Consider the following 12,527-nt stretch of genomic DNA (forward strand, 5'->3'; position numbering starts at 1 on the left):
CATGGAATTCATCCGCGATGCTCGCGCTGCGCATCATCCCCTGCCTGGACGTCAAGGACGGTCGCGTCGTGAAGGGCGTGAACTTCGTCGCCCTGCGCGATGCCGGCGACCCGGTGGAGCAGGCCCGCGCCTATGACCGGCAGGGCGCGGACGAGGTCACCTTCCTCGATATCGGCGCGTCGCACGAGAACCGTGACACGATGTACGACGTCGTCTCCCGCACGGCGGCCGAGGTCTTCATCCCGCTCACCGTCGGCGGCGGCGTCCGCAGCGTCGAGGATGTGCGGCGGCTGCTGCTGGCCGGTGCGGACAAGGTGAGCATCAACAGCGCGGCGGTATCGGAGCCGGAGCTCGTCAGCCGTGCGGCCGAGGCCTTCGGCAGCCAGTGTATCGTGGTGGCGGTGGACGCGAAGCGCGTGGCCGAGGGCCGGTGGGAGGTCTTCACCCATGGCGGCCGCCGGGCCACCGGCATCGACGCCGTGGAATGGGCCGGGCGCATGGCCTCGCTCGGCGCGGGAGAGATCCTGCTGACCTCGATGGACCGCGACGGGACGAAGCAGGGCTTCGACCTGGACCTGCTGGGCCGTGTGGTCGGCGCGGTGCGGGTGCCGGTCGTCGCCTCGGGCGGCGTCGGCTCGCTCGATCATTTCGTGGAGGGTGCGAAGGTGGGGGCGACGGGCCTGCTCGCCGCCAGCGTGTTCCATGACGGCGTGTTCCGCATCGCGGACGCGAAGGATGCTTTGGCCGCGGCGGGGCTGCCCGTCCGCCGTGTGCGGGAGATGGCTTGATGGCGAAGGCCGAGAAGAAGACCAAGAAGGCGGATGCGAAGGCTTTGAAGGCGGTTAAGCCGGCAAAGAAGACCACCAAGCGCGCCCGCGTGCCGATGCCCGCCGACGTGCCGGCCAAGAAGGCGCGCGTGCGCAAGGCGGTGCTGCGCGCCGAGGCGTCGCACCTCAAGCCGCTGGAACTACCGGAGGACGGCAACGCGACGGTGCTGGATCGCCTGTGGGCGACCATCGAGGCCCGGCGCGCGGCTGGTGACGCCGCCCATTCGCATTCGGCGCGCCTGATGGCGCGGGGCACCGCCAAGGTCGCGCAGAAGCTGGGCGAGGAAGCGGTGGAACTGGTGATCGAGGCTGTCTCGCGCAATCGCCACGCCACCATCGCCGAGGCGGCGGACGTCCTCTACCACCTCATGGTCGTGCTGGTGGACGCCGGCATCGGCGCCGATGAGGTCTGGGCCGAGCTGCGCCGCCGCGAGGGCATCTCCGGAATCATGGAGAAGGCCTCCCGCCCGAAGCCCAAGGGCCTGATGGCGATCGCGCAGACGAGCAAGCTGCCATAATTCGCCGCCCGCTGGCGCGGCGCCGCCTGACGGAGCCGCATCCGCGAGAGGTCCTGGCCGCGGCCTATCTGCGCTTCGCCTCCGAAGAGGCGCAGGGCCGCTCGCCGCTCTACGAGGAACTGGCCCGCGGCGTGGCGGGTGACCGCGGCATCCTGGACTTCCTGCTGGACCTGCCCCCCGCCCGCCGGCAGGCCAATCTGCTCCTCGCGGCCGTACGGCACCTTCACGGAACACTTCCGAATTTCGAATCCTTCCGCGATGCGCTGCAGGCGAAACCCGAAGAACTGCGCGCCGTCATGCTCACGCGCACCACACAAACCAACGAGCCCGCGCGCTGCGCCGTGCTGCTGCCCGTGCTGGCCGGTTTGCCGCAGCCGCTGGCGCTGCTCGAGGTAGGCGCCTCGGCAGGGCTGTGCCTTCTGCCTGAGAGGTATGGCTACGCCTATGGCGAGCATCGCCTCGGCGCCGAAGAGCCGGTGTTTCCCTGCGAGGCGAACTCCGCGACCCCCTTGCCGACCCGGCTCCCCCTCGTAGCCTGGCGGGCGGGGCTCGACCTCCATCCCCTCGACGTGACATCGGCGGCGGACGTGTCGTGGCTGGAAACGCTGGTCTGGCCGGAGCAGGAGCAGCGCCGCTCCCGCCTGCGCCAGGCCATCGGTCTCGCGGCCAAGGAGCGCCCCCCGCTGCATCAGGGCGACCTGCGGCAGGATCTCGTGGCCTTGCTGGCCCAGGCGCCGGCCGGAGCCACGCGCGTCGTCTTTCACACGGCGGTCCTGGCCTACGTCACCTCCCAGGCGGATCGCGAAAATTTCGCGGAAGCGGCGATGCGCCACGCCGATGTATGGATCGCGAACGAGGCGCCTTCGGTCTTTCCTGCCATTGCCGCACAGGCGCCGTCGCCTGCTCCGCCAGGGCATTTCCTGCTTTCGGTCAATGGCCGGCCGGTGGCCTGGACCGATCCTCACGGCGCCTCCATCTCCTGGTTCGGTTGAGCGCTTTGCAGGAGAGGCATCGGTGGGCATTCTGCGCGCCGATTCGATCGGGATTCGCTTCATGTCCGTCACCGGCTTGCCGCCTTACGACCCGCAGAACATCTTCGCGCGCATCCTGCGCGGCGAGATTCCCTGCAAGCGCATTCATGAGGACGAATTCGCCCTCGCCTTCCACGACATCAATCCGCTGACGCCCATCCACGCGCTGGTGATTCCGAAGGGCGCCTACGTGAGCGCCGCGGATTTCCACGAGAAGGCGAGCGATGCCGAGATCGCTGGATTCTGGCGCGCGGTCGGCCATGTCGCGAAGTCGCTCGGCCTGGATGCGGAGGGCTATCGCCTGCTCAGCAACATGGGCGGCAATGGCGGGCAGGAGGTTCCCCACTTCCACGTGCACCTGTTCGGCGGCAGGCGCCTCGGGCGCATGGTCCCGCCGGCCTGAGCATGCCGGCTACCTCCCAGCAAGAAGCGCGTGCCGCGCTCGAAGCGGCGGGTCAGCTCGATGATTCCGAGCTCGATATCGCCGCGGTTGCGCTGCAGTTCGCGCGGATCGATGCGCCGGATGCCGATTGGCGCGCCGCCGCGGCGGAACTCTCGGCGATCGCGCGGCGGGCGGTGGAACTCGCTGCCGCCGATCGCGACGCGGATGGCGGCCAGCCGGAGCCCCGGCGCCGCGTCCTGGCACGGCTGCTGCACGGGGAATGGGGATTTCACGGCGATTCCGAAACATACGAGGACATGGCGAACGCCAACCTTATCCGGGTGATCGAGCGGCGGCGCGGCCTGCCTGTCGCGCTGGGCATCCTCTGGCTGCATGCGTCGGAAGCCGTGGGCTGGGCGGCGCACGGGGTGAACACGCCCGGGCACTTCCTGCTCGCACTCGAGCATGCGCGCGGGCAGATCATCCTCGATGCCTTCGATGAGGGCCGCCAGTTGCAGCCGCACCAGCTGCGCGAGATCGCGAGGCGCGGCCAGGGTGACCAGCCCTTGCTGCCGCCGGCGGCGCTGGCGCCCATGTCGAAGCGCGACGTGCTGCTGCGCCTGCAGAACAACATCAAGCTGCGCCGCCTCTCCGCCCGGGATTTCGAAGGCGCGCTCGTCTGCACGCGAGACATGCTTCGCCTGGCGCCGCGCCACGCCACGCTTTGGCGGGAGGCGGGCATGATCGAGCATCATCTGGAACGCATCGGCGCGGCGCTGCAGAGCCTCGAGAAGTCGCTGGAGCTGGAGCCGCGCGGCGAGGCGGCGATCCAGACGCGGGAGCTGCTGGAGTCGCTGCGGAACCGGCTGAACTGATCAGGCAGGCGAAGGCAGCCTGCGCAGCCGGATCAACGCCGATAACGGCACGACGAGGGTCGAGGCGATGAAGAGCGCCGCGGCCAGTACCATGGCCCAGGCTGGGTCGCGGCTCGCGAGCCAGCCGCCGGCCAGCGCGCCGAGCGGCCGCACGCCGTATATGGCGACCTGAAGGCTGGCGCCGACGCGGCCCAGCATCTCGCGCGGGGTGACGGACTGCCGGATGCTGACCTGGCACACGAACCACATCATGGGGCCGAAGCCGACGAGGAACTGCGCGAGCAGGGGCGTTGCCGTGCCACCCGCCGGCGCCGCGAGCAGGAGCAACGGCGCCAGGGCTGAAAGGCCCGGCCCCGCCAGCAGAACGGCATTGAGGCCGCAGCGCCGCATGAACCAGGGTGCCGCCGCCGCGCCGGCTAGCAGCCCCGCGCCATAGCCGCCCTGGGCAATCCCGATCCGCGCGGGGTCGAGTGCGAGCCGGTCGAGCGCAAAGGGGACGAAGCCCGCCGTCAGCGCGAAGAAGCCCGTGTTCCAGAAGACCGCGCAGAAGCCGATGGCGCGCAGCAGCTCCTGCCGCCAGACGAAGCCCGCGCCTTCCAGCAGATCCGGCCGCGTGGAGCGGGCGGGCGCGGCGGTGCGCGGCAGCAACGAGATGGCCGCCAGCGCCAGCAGCCCCGACAGCATCGCGGCGCCATAGGCCGCGCGCAGCCAGCCGAGCGAGGCCAGAGCGCCGACAGTTGGGGCGGCGAGCAGCGTGACGGATGCGCGGCAGAGCTCCAACTGCGCATTGGCCCGGGCCAGGCCATCGCGCGCCACCAGGTCCGGCACGGCCGACCCGGCGGCCAGGACGAAGAGCACGGTGCCAAGCGAGCCGATGAAGGTGCCGAGGCCGAGCAGGCCGGGCTCCGTCGCCAGCGTCGCGATGCCGCAGCCGGCGATGGACAGCGCGGCCGCCAGCAGCAGCGCGCCGCGCCGCGTCATCCCATCCACCACCAGGCCGGCGGGCAGGGAGCCGAGGAGCCAGGCCCCCGCCTGCGCGGCCAGCAGCATCCCCACCATCCCGGGGCCCGCGCCCAGTAACAGGACTGTGTTGAGCGGCAGCGCGGCCATGGCCAGCTGATCCGCCGCATGGATGCCGGCGGCGCCGCCGAGCAGGGAGTGGAAGGGGCTTCGCATGGCGCGATCTCCGCAAGGGTTCGGCGCGCAGTTGGTCCGCGCCGCGCCGGCCCGGCGCTCCGCCGCTTGCGGTTGAATTCGAATGTGCTGGACCGCGGGCCTCCGCAGCCCCATTTCCAATTCGGCAGCAAGCGGCGGAGCGAAGCGCGCGGCGCCGGGGCGCATCTCAGGCCCCGACGCGGCACCTCCGCCGCCGGCTGAAGGAACGCCATCATGCCTCTCGACACAGAGACGCCCTACGAGACCGAGGAGCAGCGCTGGGCCGCCGTGCGGGCGCGCGACGCGGCCGCGGACGGTCACTTCGTCTTCTCGGTGCTGACGACCGGCGTGTATTGCCGCCCGTCATGCGCGGCGCGGCCGGCGCGGCGGGAGAATGTCTCCTTCCACGCCGATGGCCCGGCGGCGGAGCGCGCGGGCTACCGTGCCTGCAAGCGCTGCCGCCCCAATGGGCCTGGCCAGGCGGAGCGCCATGCGGCCGCCGTCGCCGAGGCCTGCCGCATCATCGATGCGGCCGAGGAAGCGCCGAGCCTCGATGTCCTGGCGAAGGCCGTCGGTCTCAGCCGCTTCCATTTCCACCGCGTCTTCCGCGAGGCGACGGGCGTGACGCCGCGCGACTATGCGGCTGCCCGCCGGGCCGAGCGGCTGAAGGAAGGGCTGGAGAGCGAGGCTAGTGTCACGGAGGCCTTCCACGGCGCGGGCTTCGGTTCCAACGGCCGGTTCTACGAGCAGGCCGGCGCGCTGCTCGGCATGCGTCCCACGGACTGGAAGGATGGCGGGCGCGACGCGGAGATCCGCTTCGCGGTGGCGGCGACATCGCTGGGGCCGTTGCTGGTGGCGGCAACCCGGAAGGGCATCTGCACCATCGCGTTCCACGAGGACGAGGCCGCCTTGCGCACGCGCTTTCCGAAGGCGCGGCTCATCGCGGGAGATGCCGGGTTCGAGGCGCTGCTGCAGCGTGCCGTGGCGCTGGTGGAGCGCCCGTCGGAATCCGCCGCGCTGCCGCTGGACGTGCGCGGCACGGCCTTTCAGCAGCGTGTCTGGAAGGCGCTGCGGGAGATTCCCGCCGGCACCACCCTCACCTACTCCGAGCTGGCGGACCGCATCGGCCAACCCAACGCGGTCCGCGCTGTCGCTTCGGCCTGCGCGCGCAACGAGATCGCGGTCGCGATTCCGTGCCACCGAGTCATCGGCAAGGACGGCACGATGGCGGGTTATCGCTGGGGCATAGAGCGCAAGCGCGCGCTGCTGCGGCGCGAGGGCGCGGCGTGATCGCCCAGCGTATCGCGGCCCTAGGCTGGGAGGCGCTCGAGGAGCGTCTCGATGCCGAGGGGGCCGCCACCACCGGCCCGCTGCTGACGCCGGAGGAATGCGCGCGGCTGGCGGCGATGTACGAGGATGAAGGCCGGTTCCGCAGCCGCGTCGTCATGGCGCGGCACGGCTACGGCAGCGGCGAGTACCAGTATTTCGCCGCGCCGTTGCCGCCGGAGATCGACGCCCTGCGGGGCGCCTTCTACGCGCGGCTCGCGCCGCTCGCGAACCGTTGGCACGAGCGCATGGGCGAGGCCGCGCGCTTCCCGGCGGAGCACGCCGAGTTCCTCGCGCGCTGTCACGCGGCCGGGCAGTCCCGGCCGACGCCCCTGCTGCTGCGATACGGGCCGGGCGACTACAATTGCCTGCACCAGGATCTCTACGGCGCGCATGTTTTCCCGCTGCAGATCGCCTTCCTGCTCTCGGCGCCCGGGCGTGACTTCACGGGGGGCGAGTTCGTCATGACGGAGCAGCGGCCGCGCATGCAGTCGCGCCCGGCGGTGATTCCGCTGGCCCAGGGCGAGGGCGTGATCTTCGCGGTCCGCAACCGGCCCGTGCAGGGAAGCCGCGGAACCTACCGTGTGAACCTGCGCCATGGCGTGAGCCGCGTGCGCAGCGGAAGGCGGGAGACTTTGGGCATTATCCTGCACGACGCCGCGTGAATACTTGGGGCGCATAGTACAACCCTGGCGGGAACCCAGGGCGCTCGACCCGGATTTCGCCGGAAGGTTGAGGACGCTTTTACGCCAATCTCCATAAAATTCATGTTTTTCAAAGCTATCTTTTGCGCTCCGCCCACGCCAACCTCCATTCCGAGGCCATGACGGGAACCGATAGGCGAAACCGATCCGCGGGACCGCTTCCATGTATTGGTGGCGATAAGCCGACCCCTTCTAGTCTCGCTTCATCAGGCCGGGCCCTCCGGACCTGACCAAGGAAAGGAGAGCCTGATCATGACGAAGTTCCTGAAGATCCCGGTCCTGGCGGCGGCTCTGGCCGTTCCCATGGCTCTGGCGGCGGGCGGCGCGCAGGCGCAGATCGCGACCTATTGCAACGGCTCGGTGTCGGCCAACGCCTTCTACAACAATGTGCAGAGCAACGGCCGCAACTCGACCGTCCTGTACTATGCGCAGTTCCAGAACCGCACGAACCGGGTCATCCCGCTGTATTCGGTGACGTTCAGCTACACCCCGGCGCATGACCGCATCAGCGGCTCACCTCCGCCGCCGGCTGGTCCTAGCCTGCAGCCCTACCAGCAGGTGACGGTGCTGCTCGGCAAGCAGAACTTCACCAATCCCTCGGGCCACGGCGCGCTCAGCCCCTATGACCTGAATAACGGCGTGCCGCACGCGGTCAGCGTGATCTGCGCGGCCTTCTGATAGGCGGCGCCTGAGCTCCCTCTGGAGCTCAGGCACGCTGCCAGCGCAGGAAGAGCGCGCTGGCGATGACAAGCGCGGCGGCGAAGGTGAGCAGCGCCGCCGCTACCCCTCCGAGGGTCGCGGAAATACCGCTCACGCCTTGCAGCACGGCGGCGCCTCCGAAGAAGAAAATGTTCTGCGCCGAGAGCGCGCGCCCCGCTTCCTCCGGTTTCACCAGGTTGCGCAACAGCGCGAAGCACAGGATCTGGAAGGCGATGCTGAGGCCGAATGCCGTCAGGATCACGCCGTCCAGCCAGGCCGGGAAGCCGAGCGGCCCGCCGGCGACGAAGGCTACGATCAGCCCCGCCGCGACCAGATGCCCGCCTACCAGCAGCAGGCGCAGATGCCCGACGCGGCTCACGACCCAGCCCGCGAAGGCCGGCCCTATCACCAGCGCGAAGGTGACGCCCAGCAGCAGGTTGCCCGCCGCCACGCGGCCCATTCCCTTGACCTCCATGAGCCAGGGGCCGCCCCAGAGGCCACGCACGCCCAGCACGGCGCCGAAGGAGCAGAAGGCCAGCGCCATCAACCCCCGCAAGCGGGGCGAGAGCGCGATGGCCATGACTTCCTTGGCGTCCTGCCAGATCGACCGCGCCGGACCAGCTTGTTGCCGGTCCTTCCGCACCGTGAGCGGCACGGCCACCAGAGCGATGGCCAGGATTGCGAGGCAGGCGAGGAAGGCGGCGCGCCAGCCATGCGCCTCCACCAGCCAGGCGAGCGGCGAGGCCGAGAGGATCATCCCCGAATTGCCCACCCCCTGGATCAGCCCCGCCCAGACGCTGAAACGCTCCTGCGGGACGGCGCGGGCGGCATAGGTCATCGGACACATCATCATGCCCGAGCAGCCCACGCCGAGGACGCATTGCGCGAGCAGCATGGTGGAAGCCGATGGCGCCAGCGCCGCGATCACCGTGCCCACGGCGGCAATGGCCAGCAGCGCGAGCGAGACGGGCTTCACCCCCCATCGATCTAGCGCCACGCCCACCGGGATCATCGCGGCGGCGAAGGCGGCGGGAAAGGCGCCCGTGATGCCCGCCAGCGCCTCGGGCGTGATCGCGAGGTCGCGTGCCAGCACGTCGCTGGCCACGGCGGGCAGCGTGCGGATGGCGTTCGAGAACATGTGCCCGAGCGTGAGCGCGAGCAGCGGCCATGCGACCGGATTCATTCTTTTGCGTGCCGTGCGACTGGAAGAGCGAAGCTAGTTTCGAAAGATCTTTCCGGGATTGAGGATGCCTTTCGGGTCCATCGCAACCTTCAATCCGCGCATCACGGCCATGGCCTCCGCGCCGTGCTCGGCTTCCAGGAACTCCCGCTTGCCCAGCCCGATGCCGTGCTCGCCCGAACAGGTGCCGCCGAGGTCGAGCGCGCGCTTCACGATCTTCTTGTCGAGCTCCCAGGCGCGTTCCATCGCCTTGGGATCGTCGTTCTTCACCAGGATGACCGTGTGGAAATTGCCGTCGCCGACATGGCCCACGATGGGCGCGAGCAGGCCGGATTCCTCGATGTCGCGCTTGGCGCCGAGCAGCGCCTCGGCGAGGCGGGAGATGGGCACGCAGACATCGGTCGCGATGCCGCGTGAATCCGCCTGCAGCGCGATGCAGGCCCAATAGGCATCGTGCCGCGCCTTCCACAGCTTGTTGCGCGCCTCGGCGTCGCGCGCCCAGGCGAAGCCCTCGCCCCCATGGTCGGAAGTGATGGCCTCCACCAGCTCCGCCTGCTCGACGACGCCGGCCTCGGTGCCGTGGAACTCCAGGAAGAGGGTGGGGACGGGCTTGTAGCCTTCCAGCTTCGAGTAGCGGATGCAGGCTTCCATCTGCACCTCGTCCAGCAGCTCGATCCGCGCCACGGGCACGCCCGCCTGCATGGTGGTGATGACGCTGTTCACCGCGGCATCCAGCGTGGGGAACTGGCAGACGGCGGCGGTCATGGCCTCCGGAATGCCGTGCAGGCGCAGGCGGATCTTCGTGATGACGCCGAGCGTTCCCTCGCTGCCGATGAACAGCCGCGTGAGGTCGTAGCCATTGGCCGCCTTGCGGGTGCGCCCGCCCGTCTGGATCACTCGCCCGTCGGAAAGCACGACCTCCAGCCCCAGCACGTTCTCGCGGATGGTGCCGTAGCGCACGGCGTTCGTGCCGGAGGCGCGCGTCGCGCACATGCCGCCGATGGTGCAGTGGCTGCCGGGATCGACCGGAAAGAAAAGGCCCTGGTCGCGCAGGTATTCGTTGAGCTGCTGACGCGTGACGCCGGGCTCGATGAGGCAGTCCATGTCCTCGGCGTTCACCTCCAGCACCTTGGTCATGCGGCTGAGGTCGAGCGAGATGCCGGCGCGCACGGGGTTCACATGGCCTTCCAGCGACGTGCCGGCGCCGAAGGGCGTCACCGCCACGCCGTGATGGTGGCAGAGCTTGAGCAGCTCGCTCACCTCTTCCGTCGTCTCCACGAAGGCGACAGCATCGGGCAGCGTCGGCGTCGAAGTGTCCTCGCCGCGGCCATGCTGCTGGCGGATGGCGTCGTTGGTCGTGAGGCGGTCGCCGAGGAGCTCGCGCGCGGCGGCGATGACGGCGGCGGCGGGCAGGGGGGCGATGGTGTTCATGGCTGGTCCTTTGCCCCCCAGGCGTAACACGCGCGCCGTGGCGCTTAAAGCGAGGCACCGCTAAGCCGGGCTAAGGTTCCGAAATTCCCCGGGGCGCGTTGACGCGCAACCGGCCCGCTCCTAGCGTTCCCACGCATACGCGCAGGAGGAAAAGCGGTGGCGAATAAGGTCAAGGAAGCTTGGAAGGCCGGCAAGGCCGTCGTGAACGGATGGCTCGCCATCCCCAACGCGTTCTCCGCGGAGATGTACAGCAAGGCCGGCTGGGACAGCGTCACGGTCGACATGCAGCATGGCGTGCAGGACTACCTCTCCTGCGTCTCCTGTTTCCAGGGCATCCAGCCCTCCGGCGCCACGCCGATGGTGCGCGTGCCGTGGAACGAGCCCGGCATCGTGGGCAAGGTGCTCGACGCCGGCGCCTACGGCGTCATCTGCCCCATGGTGAATACGGCCGAGGAGGCCCGCGCCCTGGTGCAGTACAGCAAGTATCCGCCGATGGGCACGCGCTCGAACGGCCCGATCCGCGCCGGCGCCTATGGCTCCTCGGGCGGCTATCAGAAGACGGCGAATGACGAGATCCTCGTCATCCCCATGATCGAGACGAAGACGGCGATCGAGAACATCCAGTCGATCCTGGACGTGCCGGGCATCGACGGCATCTATATCGGCCCGTCGGACCTTTGCTTCTCGTACGGGAAGGAGCCGAAGCTCGACGTGGAGGATCCCGAGATTCTCGCGATCTACGACATGCTGCTGGCCGAGACCGCCAAGCGCGGCATCGCGGCGGGCCTGCACAACGGCACGGCCGAATACGCGAACAAGATGATCAAGAAGGGCTTCAAGCTCGTCACCATCGCGAACGAGGTCGGCCTCATGGTCGCCGCCGCCACGCAGGCGGTGAAGGTCGCGCGCGGCTGAGCCGCGGCGGCAACTCGCCAGCCGGAAAGGGGGCTTCGGCCCCCTTTTCTATTTGAAGCGCGCGCGAAAGCCCGCGACCACCGCGTCATAGACCACGCGCAGGCGGCGGGCGTGGCGCATGTCGGGATGCGCCGTCACCCAGATGGGCAGGCGCTCCACGAAGCCCTGCGGCAGGACGCGCACCATCTCGGGATCGTCCTCGACCTCGAAGGTGCGGATCGGGCCGATGCCGATCCCGGCGCGCACAGCGGCTTCCTGCGCCAGGCGGCTGTCGCTGCGGAAGGTGAAGAGGCCTCGCGAGAGCGGTAGCCCGCGCCGTTCCATGATGATGCTCATGGCGCGCTGGTCCTGGTCGGGCCCGATCATCCGGTGCTGGCCGAGATCCGTCAGGCTCGATGGCATGCCGCGCCGCTTGAGATAGGCGCGCGACGCGAACATGCCGACCTCGAGCTCGCCCACCCGCTGGGCGATCACCTCCTCCTGCGCCGGCCGGTCGAGGCGCACAGCGATGTCGGCGTCGCGCCGCAACAGGTTCTCGTAGGTGTTGGAGATGGAGAGCTCGATCTCGATCTCGGGATGGCTGATGGCGAGATCCCCGAGGATGGGCACCAGCACCCGCGTGCCAATGATCTCGCTGGAGGAGAGCCGCACGGTGCCCGAAGGGGCATCCGGATTGCCGGCCAGCGCCGTCGAGAGCTCGGCCGCCGCCTGGTCCATGGCCTCGGCCTGGGCCAGCAGGGCCATGGCGCGCGCGTTGGGGCGCAGGCCGCTCGGCAAACGGTCGAACAAGGCCTCGCCCAACTGCTCCTCCAGCGCGCGAACCTGCCGCCCCAGCGTGGGCTGGGTCAGGCGCAGGGCGCGGGCCGCGGCGGAAAGGCTTCCGTGCCGGATCACGGCGACGAAGGCACGGAGCAAGGACCAGTCTAGCGAATGGGCGAGGTCAGCCATGACGGCCATGCATCCTGGAACTATGCGCGGGGAGAGCCATACAGGAGTGCATGGGGGATGTACAACATTCGCGACTGCCGAAGAGAGGCGGAAAGGGTCATCTCACCGTCATCGAACGGGGCGCACGCCCCCGCCGGTTTCAGAAAGGTCAAATAAATGAACGCCAGTCTCTCCCTTGCCGCCGCCCTTCTCGCCACCGGCCTTGCCGCCGGCGCGGCGTCGGCCCAGTCCTACCCCCGCCTGATCGGCGGCGCGGACAACTCGACCGTCGAGTACGCTCCGGGCTCCATGAACAACGTGGTCGGCGGCGGCGCCGTCGCCGTGATCACCGAGGAGCAGGGCAAGCCCGTCGCCCGCCACGCGGATACGCAGGGCGTGCAGCATGCGGCCCCGGGCCTGCAGCCGATCCTGGTCGGCCCCGAGAGCAGCCATGAGATCGTCTGGGTGCCCAGCGCTCCTGCCTCGACCATGACCGCCGGCAACCCGGCTGCTCCGCGCGGCTAACCGTCCGACTTCGCGGGACAAGTTCCCCGCTT

Annotated in this window: 14 protein-coding genes; 10 read left to right on the forward strand and 4 right to left on the reverse strand. The window is 69.6% G+C overall.

Annotation, left to right across the window (positions count from 1 at the left end):
• The first annotated feature begins 17 nt into the window (after positions 1–17).
• The 5 genes from hisF to WJM96_RS01140 all read left to right on the forward strand — a co-directional run bounded on the left by hisF (position 18) and on the right by WJM96_RS01140 (position 3,633).
• Positions 18–788: an imidazole glycerol phosphate synthase subunit HisF gene (hisF, locus tag WJM96_RS01120; RefSeq protein ID WP_424810573.1), complete on the forward strand. Its 771-nt coding sequence runs from the start codon at positions 18–20 to the stop codon at positions 786–788.
• Positions 788–1,345: a phosphoribosyl-ATP diphosphatase gene (locus WJM96_RS01125; protein ID WP_424810574.1), complete on the forward strand. Its 558-nt coding sequence runs from the start codon at positions 788–790 to the stop codon at positions 1,343–1,345. Before hisF ends, WJM96_RS01125 begins: the two co-directional genes overlap by 1 nt.
• Before the next feature lie 68 nt (positions 1,346–1,413).
• Entirely contained in the window at positions 1,414–2,337 is a 924-nt protein-coding gene (locus tag WJM96_RS01130) for a DUF2332 domain-containing protein (protein WP_424811806.1), read from the forward strand.
• Positions 2,338–2,398: 61 nt separating this feature from the next.
• Positions 2,399–2,779, forward strand: coding sequence for a histidine triad nucleotide-binding protein (locus WJM96_RS01135; RefSeq protein WP_424810575.1), 381 nt, complete (start codon positions 2,399–2,401; stop codon positions 2,777–2,779).
• Between the two features lie 2 nt (positions 2,780–2,781).
• The gene (locus WJM96_RS01140; RefSeq protein WP_424810576.1) at positions 2,782–3,633 is read left to right on the forward strand and encodes a SirB1 family protein; all 852 of its coding nucleotides are present in this window, start codon (positions 2,782–2,784) and stop codon (positions 3,631–3,633) included.
• On the opposite strand, the gene WJM96_RS01145 is transcribed toward WJM96_RS01140, so the two are convergent.
• Entirely contained in the window at positions 3,634–4,809 is a 1,176-nt protein-coding gene (locus WJM96_RS01145; RefSeq protein WP_424810577.1) for an MFS transporter, read from the reverse strand. It abuts the gene before it with no gap.
• A gap of 213 nt (positions 4,810–5,022) precedes the next feature.
• Between WJM96_RS01145 and ada the strand changes: the two genes are divergently transcribed.
• The 3 genes from ada (at position 5,023) to WJM96_RS01160 (ending at position 7,496) form a co-directional block, all read left to right on the forward strand.
• Positions 5,023–6,078 (forward strand): bifunctional DNA-binding transcriptional regulator/O6-methylguanine-DNA methyltransferase Ada, encoded by a 1,056-nt coding sequence (ada, locus tag WJM96_RS01150; protein ID WP_424810578.1) that lies wholly within the window; start codon positions 5,023–5,025, stop codon positions 6,076–6,078.
• The gene (locus WJM96_RS01155; RefSeq protein ID WP_424810579.1) at positions 6,075–6,779 is read left to right on the forward strand and encodes a 2OG-Fe(II) oxygenase; all 705 of its coding nucleotides are present in this window, start codon (positions 6,075–6,077) and stop codon (positions 6,777–6,779) included. The genes ada and WJM96_RS01155 overlap by 4 nt, the downstream gene beginning before the upstream one ends.
• 291 nt (positions 6,780–7,070) lie before the next feature.
• The gene (locus tag WJM96_RS01160; RefSeq protein WP_424810580.1) at positions 7,071–7,496 is read left to right on the forward strand and encodes a hypothetical protein; all 426 of its coding nucleotides are present in this window, start codon (positions 7,071–7,073) and stop codon (positions 7,494–7,496) included.
• A 28-nt stretch (positions 7,497–7,524) separates the two neighbouring features.
• Here the strand turns inward: WJM96_RS01160 and WJM96_RS01165 are convergent, their stop codons facing one another.
• Positions 7,525–8,700: an MFS transporter gene (locus tag WJM96_RS01165; protein WP_424810581.1), complete on the reverse strand. Its 1,176-nt coding sequence runs from the start codon at positions 8,698–8,700 to the stop codon at positions 7,525–7,527.
• 33 nt (positions 8,701–8,733) lie between these two features.
• Positions 8,734–10,128: an FAD-binding oxidoreductase gene (locus tag WJM96_RS01170; RefSeq protein WP_424810582.1), complete on the reverse strand. Its 1,395-nt coding sequence runs from the start codon at positions 10,126–10,128 to the stop codon at positions 8,734–8,736.
• Between the two features lie 156 nt (positions 10,129–10,284).
• Here WJM96_RS01170 and WJM96_RS01175 point away from each other — a divergent pair, with 156 nt between their 5' ends.
• The gene (locus WJM96_RS01175; protein WP_424810583.1) at positions 10,285–11,043 is read left to right on the forward strand and encodes an HpcH/HpaI aldolase family protein; all 759 of its coding nucleotides are present in this window, start codon (positions 10,285–10,287) and stop codon (positions 11,041–11,043) included.
• 48 nt (positions 11,044–11,091) lie between these two features.
• On the opposite strand, the gene WJM96_RS01180 is transcribed toward WJM96_RS01175, so the two are convergent.
• Entirely contained in the window at positions 11,092–11,991 is a 900-nt protein-coding gene (locus tag WJM96_RS01180) for a LysR family transcriptional regulator (protein WP_424810584.1), read from the reverse strand.
• Between the two features lie 156 nt (positions 11,992–12,147).
• On the opposite strand from WJM96_RS01180, the gene WJM96_RS01185 reads away from it, so the two are divergent.
• Positions 12,148–12,495, forward strand: coding sequence for a hypothetical protein (locus tag WJM96_RS01185; RefSeq protein WP_424810585.1), 348 nt, complete (start codon positions 12,148–12,150; stop codon positions 12,493–12,495).
• Positions 12,496–12,527: the final 32 nt, after the last annotated feature.

The organism is Roseococcus sp. YIM B11640 (assembly GCF_049727625.1).
In the GTDB taxonomy this organism is placed as follows: domain Bacteria; phylum Pseudomonadota; class Alphaproteobacteria; order Acetobacterales; family Acetobacteraceae; genus Roseococcus.